This is a genomic window from Nocardioides sp. NPDC087217, from assembly GCF_044744805.1.
GTDB lineage: Bacteria > Actinomycetota > Actinomycetes > Propionibacteriales > Nocardioidaceae > Nocardioides.
Genome location: NZ_JBIUZB010000002.1, coordinates 871645 through 890835, shown reverse-complemented (window position 1 = coordinate 890835; position 19191 = coordinate 871645). Strand labels below are relative to the sequence as shown.

General features: G+C 69.9%; 22 protein-coding genes. 12 read left to right on the top strand and 10 right to left on the bottom strand.

All coding sequences use genetic code 11. The annotated features are described in order from the left end of the window. Positions 1-320: 320 nt before the first annotated feature. The 3 genes from ACIO3S_RS11700 to kstD form a co-directional block, all read right to left on the bottom strand. Entirely contained in the window at positions 321-1790 is a 1470-nt protein-coding gene (locus tag ACIO3S_RS11700) for an FAD-binding protein (RefSeq protein ID WP_400463289.1), read from the bottom strand. 94 nt (positions 1791-1884) lie between these two features. Continuing rightward, a complete protein-coding gene (locus ACIO3S_RS11695) occupies positions 1885-2769 on the bottom strand; it encodes a MaoC/PaaZ C-terminal domain-containing protein (protein WP_400463286.1) in 885 nt (294 codons plus the stop codon). Next, positions 2769-4460 (bottom strand): 3-oxosteroid 1-dehydrogenase, encoded by a 1692-nt coding sequence (kstD, locus tag ACIO3S_RS11690; RefSeq protein WP_400463283.1) that lies wholly within the window; start codon positions 4458-4460, stop codon positions 2769-2771. Before kstD ends, ACIO3S_RS11695 begins: the two co-directional genes overlap by 1 nt. Positions 4461-4636: 176 nt before the next feature. On the opposite strand from kstD, the gene hsaA reads away from it, so the two are divergent. From hsaA to ACIO3S_RS11655, 7 genes are read left to right on the top strand one after another with little or no spacing between them, the layout of a single operon-like run. Then, positions 4637-5830, top strand: a complete 1194-nt coding sequence (gene hsaA, locus ACIO3S_RS11685) for a 3-hydroxy-9,10-secoandrosta-1,3,5(10)-triene-9,17-dione monooxygenase oxygenase subunit (protein WP_400463280.1) — start codon at positions 4637-4639, stop codon at positions 5828-5830. Then, positions 5830-6738 carry a 4,5:9,10-diseco-3-hydroxy-5,9,17-trioxoandrosta-1(10),2-diene-4-oate hydrolase gene (gene hsaD / locus ACIO3S_RS11680; RefSeq protein ID WP_400463277.1) on the top strand — a complete coding sequence of 303 codons (909 nt, stop codon included), beginning with the start codon at positions 5830-5832 and terminating at the stop codon, positions 6736-6738. Before hsaA ends, hsaD begins: the two co-directional genes overlap by 1 nt. After that, complete coding sequence (gene hsaC / locus ACIO3S_RS11675; RefSeq protein ID WP_400463274.1) at positions 6735-7631, top strand: iron-dependent extradiol dioxygenase HsaC; 897 nt, start codon at positions 6735-6737, stop codon at positions 7629-7631. The genes hsaD and hsaC overlap by 4 nt, the downstream gene beginning before the upstream one ends. A gap of 30 nt (positions 7632-7661) precedes the next feature. Then, entirely contained in the window at positions 7662-8243 is a 582-nt protein-coding gene (locus ACIO3S_RS11670) for a flavin reductase family protein (protein ID WP_350720171.1), read from the top strand. Between the two features lie 57 nt (positions 8244-8300). Beyond that, on the top strand, positions 8301-8636 hold the full coding sequence (locus ACIO3S_RS11665) for an ArsR/SmtB family transcription factor (protein WP_400463270.1): 336 nt from the start codon (positions 8301-8303) through the stop codon (positions 8634-8636). Then, the gene (locus ACIO3S_RS11660) at positions 8636-9553 is read left to right on the top strand and encodes a cation diffusion facilitator family transporter (protein ID WP_400463268.1); all 918 of its coding nucleotides are present in this window, start codon (positions 8636-8638) and stop codon (positions 9551-9553) included. The genes ACIO3S_RS11665 and ACIO3S_RS11660 overlap by 1 nt, the downstream gene beginning before the upstream one ends. Then, positions 9550-10275 carry a cation transporter gene (locus tag ACIO3S_RS11655; RefSeq protein ID WP_400463265.1) on the top strand — a complete coding sequence of 242 codons (726 nt, stop codon included), beginning with the start codon at positions 9550-9552 and terminating at the stop codon, positions 10273-10275. Before ACIO3S_RS11660 ends, ACIO3S_RS11655 begins: the two co-directional genes overlap by 4 nt. Positions 10276-10295: 20 nt before the next feature. Here the strand turns inward: ACIO3S_RS11655 and ACIO3S_RS11650 are convergent, their stop codons facing one another. Both ACIO3S_RS11650 and ACIO3S_RS11645 read right to left on the bottom strand, forming a co-directional pair. After that, positions 10296-10706: an RpiB/LacA/LacB family sugar-phosphate isomerase gene (locus ACIO3S_RS11650; protein ID WP_400463262.1), complete on the bottom strand. Its 411-nt coding sequence runs from the start codon at positions 10704-10706 to the stop codon at positions 10296-10298. A 23-nt stretch (positions 10707-10729) separates the two neighbouring features. Then, a complete protein-coding gene (locus tag ACIO3S_RS11645; RefSeq protein ID WP_400463259.1) occupies positions 10730-11182 on the bottom strand; it encodes a nuclear transport factor 2 family protein in 453 nt (150 codons plus the stop codon). 87 nt (positions 11183-11269) lie between these two features. Here ACIO3S_RS11645 and ACIO3S_RS11640 point away from each other — a divergent pair, with 87 nt between their 5' ends. Then, the gene (locus ACIO3S_RS11640; protein ID WP_400463256.1) at positions 11270-12142 is read left to right on the top strand and encodes an alpha/beta hydrolase; all 873 of its coding nucleotides are present in this window, start codon (positions 11270-11272) and stop codon (positions 12140-12142) included. On the opposite strand, the gene ACIO3S_RS11635 is transcribed toward ACIO3S_RS11640, so the two are convergent. Then, on the bottom strand, positions 12143-12982 hold the full coding sequence (locus ACIO3S_RS11635; protein ID WP_400463253.1) for an LLM class F420-dependent oxidoreductase: 840 nt from the start codon (positions 12980-12982) through the stop codon (positions 12143-12145). It lies immediately after the preceding gene. Positions 12983-13044: 62 nt separating this feature from the next. Here ACIO3S_RS11635 and ACIO3S_RS11630 point away from each other — a divergent pair, with 62 nt between their 5' ends. Together ACIO3S_RS11630 and ACIO3S_RS11625 are read left to right on the top strand one after the other, a co-directional pair. Then, the gene (locus ACIO3S_RS11630; protein WP_400463251.1) at positions 13045-14652 is read left to right on the top strand and encodes a GMC family oxidoreductase; all 1608 of its coding nucleotides are present in this window, start codon (positions 13045-13047) and stop codon (positions 14650-14652) included. Between the two features lie 11 nt (positions 14653-14663). Continuing rightward, entirely contained in the window at positions 14664-15452 is a 789-nt protein-coding gene (locus ACIO3S_RS11625; protein ID WP_400463248.1) for an enoyl-CoA hydratase-related protein, read from the top strand. A 6-nt stretch (positions 15453-15458) separates the two neighbouring features. Here the strand turns inward: ACIO3S_RS11625 and ACIO3S_RS11620 are convergent, their stop codons facing one another. From ACIO3S_RS11620 to ACIO3S_RS11605, 4 genes are read right to left on the bottom strand one after another with little or no spacing between them, the layout of a single operon-like run. Beyond that, positions 15459-15662, bottom strand: coding sequence for a hypothetical protein (locus ACIO3S_RS11620; RefSeq protein WP_400463246.1), 204 nt, complete (start codon positions 15660-15662; stop codon positions 15459-15461). A 6-nt stretch (positions 15663-15668) separates the two neighbouring features. Continuing rightward, entirely contained in the window at positions 15669-15932 is a 264-nt protein-coding gene (locus tag ACIO3S_RS11615; protein ID WP_400463243.1) for a hypothetical protein, read from the bottom strand. Continuing rightward, complete coding sequence (locus ACIO3S_RS11610) at positions 15929-16672, bottom strand: metallophosphoesterase (protein ID WP_400463240.1); 744 nt, start codon at positions 16670-16672, stop codon at positions 15929-15931. The genes ACIO3S_RS11615 and ACIO3S_RS11610 overlap by 4 nt, the downstream gene beginning before the upstream one ends. Next, on the bottom strand, positions 16665-17258 hold the full coding sequence (locus tag ACIO3S_RS11605) for a hypothetical protein (RefSeq protein ID WP_400463237.1): 594 nt from the start codon (positions 17256-17258) through the stop codon (positions 16665-16667). The genes ACIO3S_RS11610 and ACIO3S_RS11605 overlap by 8 nt, the downstream gene beginning before the upstream one ends. A 71-nt stretch (positions 17259-17329) precedes the next feature. Here ACIO3S_RS11605 and ACIO3S_RS11600 point away from each other — a divergent pair, with 71 nt between their 5' ends. After that, entirely contained in the window at positions 17330-17878 is a 549-nt protein-coding gene (locus ACIO3S_RS11600; RefSeq protein WP_400463234.1) for a TetR/AcrR family transcriptional regulator, read from the top strand. 1 nt (position 17879) lies between these two features. After that, positions 17880-19112, top strand: coding sequence for a cytochrome P450 (locus ACIO3S_RS11595; protein ID WP_400463231.1), 1233 nt, complete (start codon positions 17880-17882; stop codon positions 19110-19112). The last annotated feature ends 79 nt before the right edge of the window (positions 19113-19191 follow it).

Genomic DNA, 19191 nt, shown 5'->3' with positions numbered 1-19191 from the left:
CGGGCTCCGGAAGTCGAACATGGGGATTCCTTTCGGCTAGTTCGGCGACAGGCGTCGAGTGGGGACGATGGCCTGCGGACGCGTCGGGAGGGCCACACCGGCGATGCCCGTGGCGTCGCGTATACATAACCAGCCCGGCTCACGACGCGCGTAGGGTACGAAGTCCCAATTTTTACCGAAGCCATTCACCTCTGAAGAGATATGTGATATGGCAACAGTCCGCTTGATACGCGTCTGCAAAGACTAGCCGGAACCCGGCGTCGCCCGGCGATCGGTCTCGCCGGACGCGCCGAGGTTGTGAGGCCCGTCACCCATGCCGGTCAGTCCAGCCCGGCGGCATGTCGCCCGGCGCGGCGGCCGAAGTAGGAGCCGTCGCCGAGCTGCATGCCGGAGGCGTAGCCCTTGGCGTCCTGGGCGAGGTTGGCCGCACAGGCACCGGCGGCGTACAGGCCAGCGATCGCGGAGCCGTCCTCGCGGCGTACCTCTCCTTCGACGGTGGTCGCCAGACCACCCATGGTGAACCCGGCGTACATCGCCTTGCCGAGGGAGAGGTCGTAGGCGCCCCATGGGCCGGTGTCCTGCGGCTCGGTCCACTCCGGTGCCTTGTGGAGCTCGGGATCCTCGCCGTCGGTGGCATGGGTGTTGTAGGAGGTCAGCGTCGCGTTCAGGGCGTCGAAGGGTACGCCCAGGCCGGCCGCCATCTCCTCGACCGTCTCCCAGCCGTCGATGAACGGGCACAGCGGCATCTTCGGGTGCTCGATGTGCGCCGAGTCGACGATCAGGAACGCGGCCGAGTCCGGCTGCTCCATGACGAAGGCGGCCGTACGTGCGTGGTAGGAGTCCTCGGCCACGAACCGCTTGCCGTGCTTGTTGACGATGATCCCGGTGAGCAGGATCGAGGGCGGGTAGAACGGCGCGGTCTGGAACGGCTCGTCCATGAACCGCCAGCGGCCGCCCGCGGAGGCGCCCAGGCGCAGTCCGAGGCCGTCGTCGTAGGTGGATGCCAGCGGGAAGAGCTTCTCGCCGAGCCGGGGCGTGTGCTCGGCGACCATGTCGGCGTTGCCGACGAACCCGCCGGCGGCAAGGATCACCGCCTTGGCCCGGATCGCGCCACGCTCCTCGAACCGGCGCCAGGCCAGGCCGACGACCCGGTCGCCCTCCATCACCAGGTTGGCGGCACCGGTCTCGTAGCGGACCACCGCCGACGTCTCGGCCAGCCGGTCGGCCATCCGGTCGACCACCAGCTTCGCGCCGCCGGTGTCACCCGGGACCGGCACCTTGTGGCCGCGCGGCGCCGGGACGGCGAGGTCGCGGAACGGGTGGACCTTCTCGTTGCCGGTGTACATGAGCCCCTCGGTGCCGGGCTGGATTACGGCCTTGCCCGGCCAGAAGGTGCGCTCGAACTCGAAGCCGAGCGCCTCGAGCCAGTCGAAGTGCTCCACCGAGTCGTCGCAGTAGGCCCGGATCTTGTCGTCCTCGGGCTCCTTGGAGACGGCGTGGATGTACGTGAACATCTCCTCGGCGGAGTCCTCGATCCCGGTCGCCTTCTGCACCGCGGTGCCGCCGCCGAGGTAGAAGTGGCCACCGGCCATCGCCGAGGTGCCGCCGGGCTCTGCGGCCCGCTCCAGGAGGATCGTGCGGGCGCCCGCCCGGACCGCCTCCAGCGCCGCGGCCCCGCCCGCCACGCCGAAGCCGACCACGATCACGTCGGTCTCCTCCGACCAGCCACCGAAGCGCTCATCGACGTCGGCAGGGGAGAGTACGTCGGGCAGTGCCGTGCCGCCGCTCATGCCGTCCTCCCGTGTAACACGTCGTTCGTAGCACTATCCGGTCGTTCCAATAGGGCGAGTAGTACTACGAACAGCGTGTTACAAGTCGCGCGGCTCATCGCACCTCCAAGTAGCAGTCGGCGAGCACCGGGGCGCCGTCACGGGCCGGATCGGTCGACGAGATCGTGGCCTTGACCAGGATCCTCGGCTCTTCGTCCCACGCCTCGATGGAGATCGTCTCGCCGGGGAAGACGATCCCGGCGAACCTCGCCCCGAACCCGGCGACCCGGGTCGCGTCGCCGTCCAGGAGAAGGCCGGTCGCCTCGCGCAGCACGATCCCGTAGGAGCACAGCCCGTGCAGGATCGGCTTCGGGAAGCCGGCCTTCGTGGCGAACGCGGGGTCGGCGTGCAGCGGGTTGCGGTCGCCGCACAGCCGGTAGAGCAGCGCCTGCTGTTCGGTGACGTCGTACGCACCCACGGCATCCGGTGCGCGGTCGGGAACCGGCAGCGACGTCGACGGCCCGCGCTCGCCGCCGAAGCCACCCTCCCCGCGTACGAAGATCGAGCTCCTGACCGTCCACAACGGATCTCCGGACGGGGTCGTGGCGACGCCCTCCTGGACGATGACGGCGGCCTTGCCCTTGTCCCAGACCTCGGCGATCCGGGTCGAGACGACGGCTTCTCCCGAGGTGGGGATCGGGCCGTCGACGTGGATCTCCTGGGAGCCGTGGAGCACCGAGGCGAGGTCGATGTCGCAGCCCGGCAGGTCGAGCGAGGGCGGCTCGGTGACGTGGAAGGTCGGCGCCACGACCCCGAAGGACGGCAGCACCGTCAGGGCGTCGGAGTCGAGCGTGTAGCGCAGCGCAGCCGGGTCTGTGGCGTCGCCGGGACGTGAGCCGGCGCCGATGCCCAGGTGGTAGAGCAGCACGTCGGACGAGGTCCACGAGAACGACTGGGACGGGAGCTCCGCGCCGATGGCCTTGGTCGGGTCGATGGGCATCAGTTGCCCTCCTCGGGTGAGACAGCCTTCAGGGCGCAGTCCTCGGCGGCCAGATAGCCGAAGACCAGGGCGGGGCCGATGGTGGCGCCGGGGCCGGCGTAGGTGCGGCCCATGACGGCGGACGAGACGTTGCCGGCGGCGTACAGGCCCTCGATCACGGAGCCGTCCGGTCGCAGGACCCGGGCCCGCTTGTCGGTGACCAGACCACCCTTGGTGCCGAGGTCGCCGGGAGCCATCTTGACGGCGTAGAACGGCGCCTGGTCGATGACGTTGAGCGAGCAGTTCGGCTTGACGGTGGGGTCGGAGTAGTACTTGTCGTAGGTCGACTCGCCGCGGTGGAAGTCCTCGTCGACGCCGGATTGGGCGAAGGCGTTGAACCGGGTCAGCGTCTCGCGCAGGCGGTCGACCGGCACCGCGATCTTCTCGGCCAGCGCCTCCACCGTGGCGGCCTTCACCACCACGCCGCTCTTGAGCCAACGGCCCGGGAACGGCTGCCCGGGGCCGAGGCCGGCGAAGATGTAGCGGTTGCGGTAGCGCTGGTCGAAGACCAGCCAGGCCGGGACGTGCGAGACGCCGGTCTCGTGACCCTTGTAGATCTCGTGGACGGCCTCGACGTAGGGGAGCGCCTCGTTCATGAACCGCTTGCCGGCGCCGTTGACGATGATCGACCCCGGCAGGTTGCGCTCGGCGAGCGCGAACCACGGCCGCCCGGGGAACGGGATCGTCGGACCCCACCAGGACTCGTCCATCAGGTCGGTGTCAGCACCGGCCGCGATCCCGGCGAGGATCCCGCCGCCGGTATTGGAGAAGGCACCGGTGGTCCACTCGACCGAGGTCGGCGCGGGCAGGTACTTCTCCCGCATCTCCAGGTTGCGCTCGAACCCGCCCGAGCCGAGGATCACGCCGCGCCGGGCCCGGATCACCGTCGTCGGACCGGACTCCCCATGGCGCACCTCGACGCCGACGACGCGGCCGCCCTCGGTGATCAGGCCGACGAGCTCGGTCTGGTAGCGGATCTCGACGCCGGCATCCAGGAGCCCCTTGCGCAGCCCGATCGCGAGCGCCGCGCCCATGGCGTACATCTTCTTCCCGAGGAGTCCGGCGAGGATCCGCGCGACCGCGATCTTGACCATCGTGATCGGGCCCTTGATCGTGCGCATGCCGAGGCTGATCTTGCGGAAGTCGGCCTGGGTCACGACCATGTTGGCCGGCGACTTCGTATAGGGCGGATGCAGCCGCGAGACCTCCTCGCCGATCACCCGGGCATCGAGTGGGGCCGGCTCGACGGAGCGGCCGGCGCCGCGACCGCCGGGGGCCTCGGGGCGGTAGTCGGCGTAGTCCGGGACCCAGTTGAACCGCACCGGCGTCTTCTCGCAGACGAAGGAGAGCACCTCCGGGCCGCGGTCCAGGAACGTCTCGCGCCGGTCGCTGGGCACGACGTCGCCGACGATCGACTCGAGGTAGAGGCTGGCGGCCTCGGGGGAGTCCTTCTGGTGGGCCGCCTCGAGGGCGTGGTTGCGCGGGATCCAGACCCCGCCGCCCGAGCGCGACGTCGACCCGCCGAAGTAGGCGCTCTTCTCGATGACGACGGTCTCGAGTCCGTGGCGGCGGGCGGCCGCGAGCGCGGCGGTCATCCCGGCGCCCCCGGCGCCCACGACCACGACGTCGTACGTCTCGTCGGTCTGTCCCATGGTGCTCCCTCAGCTTCGACTGTCCCAGAACTGAAACACGTTCTACCATAGACGACAGTCGACGAAACACGCCCGGGGACTCGACAAAACTGAAACGTGTTCTAGTATTGATCCATCGGCAGCGCACGAACCGCGCCGTCCGAGGACATTGGGACACCATGCAGGAAGGCAGAGCGGTGAGCGAACCGACACAGCGCCCCCACAAGGACGCACAGACCGTCAGGGACGGGGTGCAGGACCTGCTGCCCACGATCAGGGAGCGCGCCGAGGAGACCGAGCGTCTCCGGGTCGTGCCGGAGTCGAGCGTCAAGGAGCTGGAGGAGGTCGGCTTCTTCAAGCTGCTGCAGCCGGCCCGGTTCGGCGGTCTCGAGGCGGACCCGGTCGACTTCTACACCTGTGTGCGCGACATCGCCTCGGCGTGCGGGTCGACGGGCTGGGTCTCCAGCGTCCTGGGTGTCCACCCCTGGCAGATCGCGCTCTTCGACGACGAGGCCCAGCAGGCGGTCTGGGGTGAGGACCCCGACACCCGGGTCTCTTCGTCCTACGCGCCGATGGGCAAGGCGGCGATCACCGAGGGCGGCTTCACGCTCTCCGGCCGGTGGTCGTTCTCCTCCGGCTGCGCTCATGCCACCTGGGTGCTGCTCGGCGGCCTCGTCTTCAACGACGAGGGCCAGGTCGTCGACTTCCGTACGTTCCTGGTGCCTCGCGAGCGCTACGAGATCGTCGACGTCTGGAACGTCGTCGGCCTGGCCGGCACCGGCTCCAACGACATCGTGGTCGAGGACGTCTTCATCCCGGAGACCTTCACGCTCTCGATGGCCGAGACCGGACGCTGCAAGGGTCCCGGGCAGGCGGTCAACACCGGTGACCTCTACAAGCTGCAGTTCCACTCGCTCTTCACCACCACGATCACCACGCCGATCATCGGCATGGCCCGCGGCGCCTACGAGGAGCACGTGACCATGCAGCAGAACCGGGTCCGCGCCTCCTACGGGGAGAAGGCATCCTTGGACCCCTTCGCCGCCGTGCGCGTGGCGACCGCCTCCTCCGATATCGACGCCGCCTGGGCGCTGCTGATGAGCAACATCCGCGAGCAGCAGGCCTACGTCGCCCGCGGCGAGAAGATCCCGATCACCCAGCGGTTGCGGATCCGCCGTGACCAGGTCCTCGGCACCCAGCGCGCGATCGACGCGATCGACCTGCTCTTCGAGGCCTCCGGCGGCCGGGCACTGGCCAACGGCACCCCGCTCCAGCGCGCCTGGCGCGATGCCCACGCGGGCCGTGTCCATGCCGCCAACGATCCCGAGCGGGCGCTGCAGATGTACGGCGCCTCCGAGTTCGGGCACAAGGTCGACCCGGGGATGTACTGATGGCACTGGTGAAAGAGGACGTCGCTCACGACGTCGCGATCAAGACCGAGGCCGCGGGCGAGATCTCGCTGCGCTACTACGACCTGGGTTCAGGTGGGGACGACCGGCTACCGCTGGTGATGCTTCACGGCGGGGGTCCCGGGGCCTCGTCGTGGTCCAACTTCGGCTCGGCGCTCGAGGGCTTCGCGGCCGACTTCCGCACGATCCTGGTCGACCAGCCGGGTTTCGGCGCCTCCGACAAGCCGGAGGTGGTGGGCAACTACTACCGCTTCGCCGGCGATGCGGTGATCGCGCTGCTCGACGAGCTGGGCCTGGAGAAGGTGCACCTGCTGGGCAACTCGCTCGGCGGCGGGACGGCCATGCGGATCGCGCTGACCTATCCCGACCGGGTGGGGCGGCTGGTGCTGATGGGGCCGGGCGGGCTCTCGCTCAACCTCTTCCATGCCGATCCCACCGAGGGCGTACAACGCCTGATGGACTTCTCCGGCGACCCCACCCGGGAGGCGCTCAAGGCGTTCATCTCGACCATGGTCGTCGATCAGAAGCTGGTCACCGACGAGCTGGTCGAGGAGCGGTTCGCCGACGCGACCGCACCCGGCGCGCGTGAGGCGATGGCGTCGATGGGGTGGTCGTTCTACAACCCCGAGACCGCCGAGGACGGCATGCTGTGGCGCGAGGCGCACCGGCTCAAGCACCACACCCTGCTCACCTGGGGTCGTGAGGACCGGGTCAACCCGCTCGACGGAGCGTTCCCCGCCCTGAAGCTGATTCCGAAGGCGCAGTTGCATGTCTTTCCGCGCTGTGGGCACTGGGCACAGATCGAGGCCGCCGACGAGTTCCGCGAGATCGCGGTCTCGTTCTTGAAGAGGCACAAGGAGCGTTCGGTCCCACGAGAGGGCACAGCATGATCGACATCAAGTCCATGGGGTACGTACGCGTCACCAGCACCGACCTGGAGGCGTGGCGTACGTTCGCCGGCAAGGTCCTCGGTCTGATCGAGGCGAAGGGCCCGAACCCGGAGCACCTCTACTACCGCATCGACGAGGTCTCGGCCCGGATGGTGATCGAGCCGGGCGAGGTGGACCAGCTCAGCTGCGTCGGCTGGGAGGTCGCCGACCACACCGCGCTGGCGCAGGCCCGGGAGCACCTGGAGAAGTCCGGCGTCGAGGTGGAGGACGGGTCCCCCGAGGAGCTCGCCGAGCGGCGGGTGCAGGAGATGCTGCGCTTCCGCGACCCCTTCGACAACGTCTTCGAGCTCTTCCACGGCATCACCTACGAGCGACGCCCCGCGGTCTCCCCCTACGGCCACACCTTCGTGACCGGCGAGCAGGGGATGGGCCACGTGGTGATCCCGGTCTCCGACGACGTCGAGGCGCTGGAGTTCTACCGCGACACGCTCGGGTTCCGGCTGCGCGACTCGATGAGCATGCCCGGCGAGTTCGCCGGCAAGGAGCCCGGCACCAAGATCTGGCTGCGCTTCCTCGGGATCAACCCGCGTCACCACTCGCTGGCGTTCCTGCCGTTCCCCAACGACTCCAAGTGCGTCCACATCATGCTCGAGGTCGACAAGCTCGACGACGTCGGCCGGGCGCTGGAGCGGGTGAAGAAGTACGGCGCGAAGCTCTCGGCGACGCTCGGGCGGCACATGAACGACGAGATGGTCTCCTTCTACGTGAAGTCGCCGGGTGGTTTCGACATCGAGTTCGGCACCGAGGGACTGCAGGTCGACGACCAGAAGTGGGTCGCCCGGGAGTCCACGGCCGTCTCGTACTGGGGTCACGACTTCGGCGTAGGCCAGTGATCGGGTATGCGTATAGAGGTGCCTGATGGGATGTCTCCCGATGCCGCCGAGAGCTGGCCGCATCCGGAGCTGATCGAGTCCTTCCACGGTCGCTTCGACTTCGAAGCGCCACCGTCTCCACCTGAGACCCCTGCCGACGCGGAGGCGGACGCCCGGTTCCGTACGGTGCTGGGCCGGTTCGCCTCCGGGGTCACCGTGATCGCGGCGCAGACCGCGGAAGGCCCGGTCGGGATGACCTGCCAGTCGTTCTCCTCGGTGTCGCTGCGGCCGCCGCTGATCCTCTTCGCGCCGACCAAGTCCTCGCGCGCCTGGGCCCGGATCCGTCGCGCCGGGCACTTCTCGGTCAACATCCTCGCGGCCGGTCAGGAGGCGGTCTCGAACCAGTTCGCCTCGCGCGCCGCGGACAAGTACGCCGACATCTCCTGGACCCCGTCGGCCCACCACGGTGACCCGCACCTCGACGGCGCCGTCGGCTATCTCGACTGCGCGGTCCACTCGGTCCACGAGGAGGGCGACCACTATCTCGTCGTCGGCCGCGTCCTGGACCTCGAGGAGGGCGCCGCCACCGAGCCGCTGCTGTTCTTCCGCAGCAACTACCGGGAGCTGGACTGACCGATCCCTGCATGGTTCAGCTTTTGCTGAATACATGTTTCGATGTACTGTCACGGCATGGTCACCGCCACCGCCTCGTCCCTCGACGCGCTCGCCCGGTTCGGGCACGCCCTCTCCGACGCCACCCGAGCCCGGGTCCTGATGCAGCTGCGCGAGGGGCCGGCCTATCCGGCCGAGCTGTCCGAGTCGCTGGGCGTGACCCGTCAGTCGATGTCGAACCACCTGGCCTGCCTGCGCGGCTGCGGCCTGGTCGTCGCCGTCCCCGAGGGCAGGCGGACGCGCTACGAGCTCGCCGACAGTCGCCTCGCGCATGCGCTGGCTGACCTGCACGACCTGATCCTGGTCACCGACCCGGAAGCGTGCCGCGACTCCGCCGAGCAGGGCTGCTGCTGATGGGCCACGGACACGGACACGGGCACAGCGCCGCTGTGGGCCACGCCGGCGGCAGGCACCGGTGGCGACTGGCCGTCACCTTCGCCATGGTGGCGGCGTTCCTGATCGTCGAGCTCGTCGCAGGCCTGTGGTCGGGGTCGTTGGCACTGATCTCCGACGCCGGGCACATGACCGCGGACGTCGTCGCACTGGGCGCGGCGCTGGTCGCGACCCGGATCGCCACCCGCGCCGACACCACCGGTCGCCGCACCTACGGCTCCTACCGGGTCGAGGTGTTCGCCTCCGGCCTGACCGTCCTGGTGATGCTCGGGGTCGCGGTCTACGTCGTGCTCGAGGCGATCGGCCGCATCGGCGAGGGGTCCGAGGTCCAGACCGGTGCGATGCTCGTGGTCGGCGCGATCGGCCTGGTCATCAACCTGGTCTCGATGCTGCTCCTGCGCGCGGGCGCCAGCGAGTCGCTCAACCTCAAGGGCGCCTACTTCGAGGTCGTCGCCGACGCCGCCGGAAGCGTCGGCGTCATCGTGGCCGGGCTGCTCGTCGCCGCCACCGGGCAGCCGTTGTGGGACACCGCCGTCGCCGTCGCGATCGGGGTCTTCGTCGCCGTACGCGCCGTTGCACTGGGCCGTCAGGTCCTGGCGGTCCTCGGCCAGCACGTCCCCGAGGGCATGGAGGTCGACCAGGTCGTCGCCGACCTCGAAGCGGTCCCGGGCGTGGACAACGTCCACGACCTGCACGTGTGGACGTTGACCTCCGGGATGCACGTCGCCACCGCGCATCTCGTCCTGGATGCGGGCACCGATGCCCAAACCGTGCTGGCCGAGGCGCAGACCGCGCTCGCCACCCGGCACCAGATCGAGCACGCCACCCTTCAGACCGAGACCGCCCCGACCCGGCAGTGCCATGAGGTGAACTGGTGAGCTCCGAGCTTCCGATCCATGTCATCGGCCGACGCGAGGAAGAACCGTCGCCGGTCTCGGGCCCCGATCCGTCCCGCAGAGCTGTCCTGGTGCGACGGGTCCGCCTCCTGGTCGCCTTCACCATCGCCTACAACGTGATCGAGGCGGTGGTGGCGATCGCGGCCGGAGCGATCGCCGGCTCGGCGGCACTGCTCGGCTTCGGTCTCGACTCGGTCATCGAGGTCTCCTCCGCCCTCGCGGTCGCCTGGCAGTTCGCCGGCCGCGATCCCGAGGCCCGCGAGAAGACCGCGCTGCGGATCATCGCCTTCTCCTTCTTCGGCCTGGCCGCCTTCGTCTCCTACGACGCGGTCACCAGCCTGATCGCCGGGCATGCTGCCGACCACTCCGGTCTCGGCATCGGCATCGCCGCGCTGAGCCTGCTCGTCATGCCCGCCGCCTCCTGGATCCAGCGCCGTACCGGCAACGAGCTCGGCTCCCACTCCGCCGTGGCCGACTCCAAGCAGATGCTGCTGTGCAGCTACATGTCCGCCGCACTGCTTCTGGGGCTGCTCGCCAACAGCGTCCTGGGCTGGTGGTGGGCGGATTCGGCAGCCGCGCTCGTCATCGCCGCCCTGGCGGTGGGGGAGGGTGTCAACGCCTGGCGCGGCGACGTCTGCTGCTCACCGGCCGGGGCGCGCCTCGACGACCACGACGGCTGCGACAGCGGCTGCGCCTGCTGCTGACCGAGTGTCCGACGCGGCGCTCACAGCTCGCCGAGACGTCTGATCGCGGCGGCTTCGTCGGGATCCGGCTCGGTCTCGTCGAGGAATGCCCGGGTGACCTCTACGGCGACGTCGGGGGCGAGGCGCTTGAGGCTCATCGCCAAGACGTTGGCGTCGTTCCACAGGCGCGCGTTGCGCGCGATCCAGGGCTCCCAGGCGAGGGCGGCGCGTACGCCGGCGACCTTGTTGGCGGCGATCGCCGTGCCGGTGCCGGTCCAGCACATCACCACGCCGACGTCGGCGCGGCCTTCGACGACCGCCCGGCCGATGCCGGCGCCGAGGTCGGGCCAGGAGTCGGTCTCGATGACCTCGACGTCCCCACGCTCCCGCAGCTCGGCGAGCACGGCCCTGGTCGTCTCGTTCTCGTCGTCGCTTCCGAAGGCGATCCGCATGATGCCGAACCTACCGCCATTTCTCAGGGGTGGGTGGTGGGCCCACCGGCACCCTTGAGCTTGGCGCTGGGCTGGTCCTTCAGGCTGGTGGTGAGCTCCCAGGTGCGCTGGTAGCCGGTGTGGGCGATGCGCCAGCCCTGCGGCGTACGGACGTAGCGGTCCTCGTAGAAGGCGGCACCCTCGAGGGCGAAATCGAAGGCGGGGGCGAAGACCTTGTCGTGGAGATACCAGCAACCAGTGGCCTCCCCGTCGACGACGGTGATCTCGGGGTGGTGGACGGTGTGCATCGTGATGATCTCCGCGGGCAGGTTGGTGCGCATGTAGTCGACCAGCTCGCGGGGTGAGCTGAAGGTGATCCCGCCATAGTCGGCGGTGGCGTCGTCGCTGAAGCAGGTGGCGAACTCGTCCCACTGCTTGGTGTCGAGGAGGCGCATGTAGCGGTACTTGAGCTGCTCGATGTCGCTGATGTCACTCATGGGCCGATCATAGTAGAACGTGTTCTATTCTGGGTGGTCTCTGCGTGAGCTGTGCGGTGACGTTCGACCACCGGTCGGCCGTACGTCATGACGAAGACCGCCGCCGAGGTGCAGGATCGCGGTGTGGACGGGATGGTGGAGCTGCGCGAGCGGCGGGCGGCGCTGTTGGCGAACCGCCGCCTGACCTGGGTGTTCGGAGCTGACGACCCGGGGGTGGTGGTGCACGAGGCCTGGGCCGGTGAGATCCGGCTCCGGGTCCACGTCCCGCGAGCCCGCTCGGCCGGGCTGCGGCCGATCGTGCTGGCCTTCCATGGCGGCGGCTGGTGCTGGGGATCGCCCGAGCAGTCGCGCTGGATGGCCGGCCGGATCGCGGCCCGCACCGGGGCGATCGTGGTCGCGCCGGCCTACCGGCTCGCCCCGGAGCATCCCTATCCGGCGGCGGTCGAGGACTGCTGGGCCGTGCTGACGTGGGTCGTGGCGAACGCCGACGAGCTCGGCGCCGATGCGACGAGGATCGCCGTGCTGGGCGACAGCGCCGGCGGCACGCTGGCCGCGGTCCTGGCGGTGCGCGCCCGGGACGAGGGTGAGTCTCGGATCCGCGGCCAGGTGCTGATCTATCCGCTCGTCGATCTCGTGGGCCTGCGTGGCCCGGGACTGGGCGGGATCGTGGAGCACTACCTCGGCAACGACGTGTCACTCGCCGAGGAGTGGTCGGTCTCGCCGCTGCGAGCGCGGTCCCATGCGGGTCTGCCGGCCGCCCTGGTGCTCACCGCGCGGTTCGACCCGATGCGCTCGCACGCCGAGCGCTACGCCGACGCTCTGCGTACGGCTGGGGTGGAGGTCGCCGTTCACCGCCCGCGGCTGGCGACCCATGCCTATCTCACTCTGCCGGGCATCTCGCCGGCCTCGCGAGCCGGCCTGGCGCGGATCGTCGGCTTCCTGCGCGAGCGGCTGGGCTGATCAGCCGAGGTCGAGCCTGCCCGCGAGCTTGTCGAGGTAGGTGAGCACGCCGGCCGGCTCGGTGTCGGGGACGCCCCAGATCAGCTCGTCGGCCACCGACCACTCGGCCAGATCGTCGGGGGTGGGCCGATTCGCGACGAGGACGCGGACCTCGGGCTTGCCCTCGCGCCCCGCCGACTCCCACTCGTCCTGCAACGTCTTGACCTTGTCGCCGATGCCGGCCTCGGTCGGGGTCGACATCCAGCCCTCGGCGTTGCGGGCGATCCAGCGCAGCGTCTTGGGGCCGCCGCCGGCGCCGACGATCGTCGGGATCCGGCCCTGCGGTGGCTTCGGGTAGGCCCACGACGGGCCGAAGGAGACGAACTCGCCCGCATAGGCCGCCTCCTCCTCGGTCCACAGCGCCCGCATCGCCTCCAGGTACTCCTTCAGCGCGGTGCGCTTGCGGTCGCCCGGGATGCCGTGGTCGGCGAGCTCGTCGGTGTTCCAGCCGAACCCGACTCCCAGCGAGACCCGGCCGCCGGAGAGGTGGTCGAGGGTCGCGATCGTCTTGGCGAGCGTGATCGGGTCGGACTCGACCGGCAGCGCGACAGCGGTGGAGAGCCCGATCCGCGAGGTCACCGCGGCGCAGGTCCCGAGCGTGACCCAGGGGTCGAGCGTACGCAGGTAGCGGTCGTCGGGGAGCTCGGTGCCGCCGGTGGGGTGTAGGGCGTCGCGGCGCACCGGGATGTGGGTGTGCTCGGGCACGTAGAACGTGTCGAAACCGCGCTCCTCGGCGGCGGAGGCGAGCTCGGCGGGCGCGATGCCGCGGTCCGAGGTGAACAGGACGATGCCGTGGCGCATGACACAACAGTAGAACGTGTTCTAGTCTTTGCGGAAGGGATCGCCGGGAGAGAGAAGTGAACATGGAAGCCGACTACATCGTCGTAGGCGCCGGGAGTGCGGGCTGCGCCACCGCCCGCAGGCTGGCCGAGAGCGGTGCCAGCGTGATCGTGATCGAGGCGGGCACCAAGGACACCGCCTTCGGGATCAAGAACCTCCTCGAGCTCCCCGGCGCGGTCGCCGCGATGCTCTCCACGCCACAGCTGAAGAAGCTGGTCGACTGGGGCTACAAGTCGGTCCCGCAGAGCGCCGCCCTCGACCGGGTCATCCCGATGACCCGCGGCAAGGTGCTGGGCGGCTCGTCCTCGATCAACGGCATGCTCTGGGTGCGCGGCAACCGCCAGAACTTCGACGACTGGGCGGCCGACGGCGCGACCGGATGGTCCTACGACGACGTGCTGCCGGCGTTCAAGCGGATGGAGGACTTCGAGGGCGGAGCGGACGAGTTCCGCGGCCAGGGTGGGCCGGTCAAGGTGCGCTACCAGAAGGACCTCACCCCGGCCGCGCAGACCTGGCTCGACGAGGCGCCCAAGCGGCTCGGGGTCAGCGCGCTCGACGACTACAACGGCAAGGAGCAGGAGGGCGTCGGCGTCGTCCAGCTTTCTGCGTCCGAGGGACGCAGATACTCCGCGTCGAAGGCCTACCTGCGCGAAGACCCGCTGGACAACCTGCTGGTCCTGACCAAGGCGCAGGTCACTCGCGTACGCATCGAGGGCTCGCGCGCGACCGGTGTCGAGGTGGTCGGCGCCGACGGCGACAAGCAGACCATCAAAGCCTCGCGCGAGGTCATCGTGGCCGCCGGCGTCTACGGCTCGCCGCACCTGCTGATGCTCTCCGGAATCGGTCATTCCGACCACCTCCGCGACCACGGCATCCAGGTCCACGCGGACCTCCCGGTCGGCGACAACTTCCACGACCACCTCTTCGTGCCGGTCTCGTTCCGGATGGACTCGGCGCTGCGGCGGCCCACGCCCGCCTACTTCGCCGCCGGGTTCGCGAAGTCGCGGCTCACCCGCAAGGGCTGGGCGGCCGGCTCGCAGTTCGAGGCCTTCGGCTTCGTACGCAGCGCCCTGGCCGGTCAGGTCCCCGACCTGCAGCTGCACGTCCTCTACTGGGTCTACCCGTTCCCGAACCAGGACGGCGAGAAGGCCATCCGGCCGCCGACGAGCAAGCCCGGCCTGTGCATCCTGCCGACGCTGATCTACCCCGAGAGCCGGGGCACCGTACGCCTGGCCAGCGCCGACCCGCTCGCGCACCCGCTGCTCGACCCGGCGTACCTGAAGTCGGGCAAGGACGCCGAGGTGCTCCTCGACGGGATCGCGAAGGTGCGCGAGATGATGGTGGGTCTCGGCGACAACCAGGGCGAGATCTCGCCCGGCCCGTCGTACGCCACCCCGGAGGCGACCCGCGAGCTGCTGCCCAACATCGTGCACAGCGTCTACCACGGCGTCGGCACCTGCCGGATGGGGTCGGACGAGCGCGCGGTGGTCGACCCGTCTCTGCGGGTGCTGGGCATCGACGGCCTGCGCGTCGCCGACGCGAGCGTGATGCCCTCGATCACCGGCGGCAACACCAACGCGCCCTCGATCATGATCGGTGAGCGTGCCGCCGACCTGATCCTGGGTCGATAGGAGACCCCCGCATGTCCGACCTGCTGCTGAGCCAGGACCGCGCCCGCGTCCGTACGCTCACCCTCAACCGTCCCGACCAGCTCAATGCGTTCAGCCAGGCGCTCTACGTCGCCCTGGCCGAGGCGCTGCGCGAGGCCGACGAGGACCCGGAGGTGGCCGTCGTGCTGCTGACCGGGAACGGCCGTGCTTTCTCGGCGGGCACCGATCTCGTCGAGATGAAGGAGACCGCCTCGGGTGGCGACGAGAGCGCCGCCCACGGGTTCATCGGGCTGGTCGATTCCCTGGCGGCGTTCTCCAAGCCGCTGGTCGTCGCCGTCAACGGACTGGGTCTGGGCATCGGCGTGACGCTCCTGGGCTTCGCCGACCTTGTCCTCGCCTCGACGAAGGCTAGGTTCAAGACACCGTTCACCACGCTCGGGGTCGCGCCGGAGGCGGCCTCCAGCTTCCTGTTCCCGCGGCTGATCGGACGCCAGAACGCCGCCTGGATGCTGATGTCGGGGGAGTGGTGCAGCGCCGAGGAGGCCCACGAGATGGGGCTCGTCTGGCGGGTCACCGAGCCCGAGGAGCTCCTCAAGGTCGCCTGGGGCCACGCCGCCACGCTCGCCGCGAGGCCGATCAGCAGCCTGGTCGCGGTCAAGGAGACGATGACCGCGTCGCTGCGCTCCGGGATCGAGGCCGCCCGGGAGCTCGAGAATGCCAAGTTCGCCGAGCTGCTCGGCGGGCCCGCCAACATCGAGGCGCTCGTCGCCTTCGCCGAGGGCCGCGAGCCCGACTTCACCAGGCTTCCGCCCGGGGCCTGAGCGGGCTCAGCGCGCTCGGTGGGCTCCGGGGGCTCGCTGGTCGAAGCTCCCGTACCGGTCGCTGCCGTCGAGATGGTACGTGCGCTCCATCTCGGTCAGGTCGTCCTCGATCTGGCGGCCGCGGCGCCGGTCGAGGAGCGCGGCGATGAGGGTCAGGACGCTCCAGAACAGGATCACCCCGATCACGACCGCGACGATGGTGCCGTTCATCGAAGATCAGCTCCTTCGTGGTGGGTCTATCTGCTCGTGCTGCGGTCCGCCCGGCCCGGGCTCGGCGCTGAGCACGATGTAGTCGACGATGTCGATCCCGGGGTCGTGCTCCCTGATGACCTCGAGGACCGTCGCGCGGCGCTCCTCGGAGGCCACCTCGCCGGAGGCGACGAGGTGGTCACCGCGTACCTGGAGCCGGATGCCCAGCTCGTGGGTGCGCGGGTCGGTCGCGATCGCGCGCTCGAGATCTCGCGTCTGCTGCTCGTTCATGCCGACCTCCTGGGGACGACGTCGTAGACACGGAACGCTGCCTGGATGACGGGCTGGGCGACGTTTCGTACGGGCACCCCGGCCGGGGTGAGACCCTTCTCGCGTCCGGCGTGGGCGTGGCCGTGGAGCGCCAGGTCCACTCCCGTCTCGTCGATCGCCTCGCCGAGCCGGTAGTTGCCGAGGAACGGCCAGATCTCCTTCGGCTCGCCGATCAGCGTGTCGTCGACGGGGGCGAAGTGTGACAACGCGACCGTGACGTCCGGCTCCTCGGTGGCGAGGTCGTCGAGTGCCTGACGCAGCAGGCTGGCGGTCTCGATGCCATGCCCGGTGAAGGCCTTCATCTCGGGTTCGCCGAAGTCGGCCGCGCACCGGCCGACGAAGCCGAGGCAGAAGCCCTTGATGCCGGCGACGCCGAGGCGGCCGGCATCGGTCTCGACGGTGGTCGAGGTGCCCTCGAGGACGGTCACCCCGCGGTCCTGCAGCAGGTGGACGATGTCGCGCTCGGCGCCGGAGTGGTAGTCGTGGTTGCCGAGCACGACGAGGACCGGTACGTCGGCGGCGTCGAACTCGTCGGCGAACGCCTCCGCCTCCTCGACCGTCCCGTGCTGGGTGAGGTCTCCGGCGACCAGCAGCGCATCGGCCTCCTCGGAGATGTCGGTGAGCAGCGGCGCGTAGCGGCCGCGCAGGTCGTCGGCCAGATGTACGTCACCGACTGCTGCCACGCGAATCGGGTCAGCCATCGTCGCCTCCCATACTGCTTCCTTCCATGATGGCGAGCGCGTCGAGCAGACAGATCGCGGTCTGTGCGAAGGGGCTCCGCTTCGCCTCCTGTCGCACCAGCCGCCAGTCGATCTGCTCGCGCAGGGCGCGGGCGGCGCCGAGAATCGGGGAGAGGTCGCAGGCGTGCTCGCTCAGGGCGAGCATCCGCGAGATGAGCAGGTCGGTCCCGGACATCACGGGCATGGTGACGGAGTCGACCGGCAGGTCGGTGCACCGAGCCAGCAGCTCGTCGTCGACGGGGCCGGTCGGGAGTCGGTGGATCAGGTCGACGACCACGGTGTCGCGCCCGACCTTCACCAGCCAGTCCTCCGGGGCGCCGACCGGATCCATCCCGTTCAGGACCAGTGCGCGCACGGCGTCCTCGACGCACTCCTCGGGGAGTACGAAGTCCACGTCGTGGGTGCTCTCCGGCCCGCCTCGGGTCCACACCGCGTACCCGCCGGCGAGTGCGAACGGGATCTCGGCGGCCTTCAAGGTCGCACCGACCAGCTTGAGGACGTCGCGTTGTCGCTGGAGCTCCTCGCCCAGCACGTCTGTTCTCGACATGTTGGTGCGGTACCCCGATTCGGTCGCCTTCACCCCTTGCCCGAAACGAGAACGTGTTCTAATCTGGACACGTGTCCAGCGCAACGAGCACCCGCCAGACGGAGACGGTCGAGCGAGTATTCGCGGCAGGTCTGGCGGAGCTGCGCGAGGTCGGGCACGAGGCACTCACCGTCCGTTCGGTCGCCGCCCGGGCCGGGGTCTCCCCGGCCACGGCCTACACCTACCTCGCCTCCAAGAACCATCTCTTCGCCGAGCTCTTCTGGCGCCACCTGGCCGAGGCGCCGGCGGTCGAGGAGACCGGGTCCCGCGCGGAGCGGGTGCAGGCGGCCGTACGCAGCCTGACGACCCGGATCGCTGAGGAGCCTGCGCTCGCCGCGGCGGTCACGCCGGCGCTGCTGGGCAGCGATGCCGATGTCGAGCGGCTGCGGCTGCGGATCGGAGCCGAGTTCGCCGCCCGGTTCGAGGCGGCGCTCGGCGACGGTGCTGTCGAGGCGGAGCGGGAAGCCCTGCTGCTCGCCTTCTCCGGCGCGCTGCTGCAGGCGGGCATGGGCCTGATGACCTACGACGAGATGGCCGACCGGCTCGCCCCGGTCGTCGCCGTGATCGTCGGGAAAGAGTGAGATGACCAGCGCGACGACCGAGATCTTCGACCCCTACGACTACGACTTCCACGAGGACCCCTACCCGGTCTATGCCCGGCTGCGGGACGAGGCGCCGCTCTACTACAACGCCTCCGACGACTTCTGGGCGCTCTCCCGGCATGCCGACGTCCACGCCGCGGTGAAGAACGACGTCACCTTCTCCAACCGGATGGGGGTCTCGCTCGACGCCAGCGCCTGGAACGCCGACGCCCACCGGGTGATGTCCTTCCTGGCCCTGGACGGCAAGGAGCAGACCCGGCTGCGCAAGCTGGTCTCGGCCGGCTTCACGCCGCGCCGCGTACGCGAGCTCACCCCGCAGATCCAGGCGCTCGCCGACCACTACCTCGACGCGCTGATCGCGACCTGCGCCGAGACCGGCGAGGCGGACTGGATCGCGGAGCTCGCCGGCAAGCTCCCGATGGACGTCATCTCGGAGATGATGGGCGTCCCCGTCGCCGACCGCGACGAGGTGCGCCGCCTGGCCGACCTGGTGGTGCACCGGGAGGACGGCGTACGCGACGTGCCGGAGGCCGGGATGACGGCCGCGCTCGAGCTGATCGGCTACTACGCCGAGATGGTCGCGCAGCGGCGCAAGCAGCCCAGCGATGACCTCACCTCGGCACTCGTCGAGGCCGAGGTCGACGGCGACCGGCTGCTCGACCACGAGGTGATCGCGTTCCTGTTCCTGATGGTCGTGGCCGGCAACGAGACCACCACCAAGCTGCTCGGCAACGCGCTCTTCCACCTCGGCGCCCACCCCTCACAGCTCGCCGAGGTCTTCGCCGAACCCGAGGACACCGCGCCGGTGGGCTCGTGGATCGAGGAGACCCTGCGGCACGACACCTCCAGCCAGATGCTGGCGCGCTACGTCGCCGAGGACGTCGAGCTCCACGGCCAGGTCGTCCCGGCCGGGTCGAAGCTGCTCGTCCTGCTGGGCTCGGCCAACCGCGACGAGCGCGTCTTCACCGCCCCGGACGTCTTCGACATCCATCGCCCGTCCGACGAGCTCGGCCGGATCATGAGCTTCGGCGTCGGCCGGCACTTCTGCCTCGGCGCCAACCTGGCCCGGCTCGAGGCCCGGGTCGTGCTGGCGGAGCTCGTGCGGCGTACGTCCGGGTTCGAGGTCCATCGCGAGCGCGCGGTCCGGGTCCATTCGACCAGCGTGCGCGGGTTCGCCGAGCTGCCTGTCACCTTCACCTGGAGGGCGCGATGAGCGGGGCGGATGCTCATCGAGGTAACTCGGTCGGCAGCCACCGACTTCGTGGAGTTCCGCGAGGTCAGTACGCATTCGC

Coding starts and splice junctions, on each gene's coding strand:
- ACIO3S_RS11635 (WP_400463253.1), bottom strand. CDS start 12,982: ATGCGCCACGGCATCGTCCTGTTCACCTCGGACCGCGGCATCGCGCCC.
- ACIO3S_RS11700 (WP_400463289.1), bottom strand. CDS start 1,790: ATGAGCGGCGGCACGGCACTGCCCGACGTACTCTCCCCTGCCGACGTC.
- ACIO3S_RS11645 (WP_400463259.1), bottom strand. CDS start 11,182: ATGAGTGACATCAGCGACATCGAGCAGCTCAAGTACCGCTACATGCGC.
- ACIO3S_RS11650 (WP_400463262.1), bottom strand. CDS start 10,706: ATGCGGATCGCCTTCGGAAGCGACGACGAGAACGAGACGACCAGGGCC.
- kstD (WP_400463283.1), bottom strand. CDS start 4,460: ATGGGACAGACCGACGAGACGTACGACGTCGTGGTCGTGGGCGCCGGG.
- ACIO3S_RS11670 (WP_350720171.1), top strand. CDS start 7,662: ATGTCTCCCGATGCCGCCGAGAGCTGGCCGCATCCGGAGCTGATCGAG.
- ACIO3S_RS11610 (WP_400463240.1), bottom strand. CDS start 16,672: ATGGCTGACCCGATTCGCGTGGCAGCAGTCGGTGACGTACATCTGGCC.
- hsaD (WP_400463277.1), top strand. CDS start 5,830: ATGGCACTGGTGAAAGAGGACGTCGCTCACGACGTCGCGATCAAGACC.
- hsaC (WP_400463274.1), top strand. CDS start 6,735: ATGATCGACATCAAGTCCATGGGGTACGTACGCGTCACCAGCACCGAC.
- ACIO3S_RS11615 (WP_400463243.1), bottom strand. CDS start 15,932: ATGAACGAGCAGCAGACGCGAGATCTCGAGCGCGCGATCGCGACCGAC.
- ACIO3S_RS11695 (WP_400463286.1), bottom strand. CDS start 2,769: ATGCCCATCGACCCGACCAAGGCCATCGGCGCGGAGCTCCCGTCCCAG.
- ACIO3S_RS11640 (WP_400463256.1), top strand. CDS start 11,270: ATGACGAAGACCGCCGCCGAGGTGCAGGATCGCGGTGTGGACGGGATG.
- ACIO3S_RS11605 (WP_400463237.1), bottom strand. CDS start 17,258: ATGTCGAGAACAGACGTGCTGGGCGAGGAGCTCCAGCGACAACGCGAC.
- ACIO3S_RS11620 (WP_400463246.1), bottom strand. CDS start 15,662: ATGAACGGCACCATCGTCGCGGTCGTGATCGGGGTGATCCTGTTCTGG.
- ACIO3S_RS11625 (WP_400463248.1), top strand. CDS start 14,664: ATGTCCGACCTGCTGCTGAGCCAGGACCGCGCCCGCGTCCGTACGCTC.
- ACIO3S_RS11660 (WP_400463268.1), top strand. CDS start 8,636: ATGGGCCACGGACACGGACACGGGCACAGCGCCGCTGTGGGCCACGCC.
- ACIO3S_RS11665 (WP_400463270.1), top strand. CDS start 8,301: ATGGTCACCGCCACCGCCTCGTCCCTCGACGCGCTCGCCCGGTTCGGG.
- ACIO3S_RS11630 (WP_400463251.1), top strand. CDS start 13,045: ATGGAAGCCGACTACATCGTCGTAGGCGCCGGGAGTGCGGGCTGCGCC.
- ACIO3S_RS11595 (WP_400463231.1), top strand. CDS start 17,880: ATGACCAGCGCGACGACCGAGATCTTCGACCCCTACGACTACGACTTC.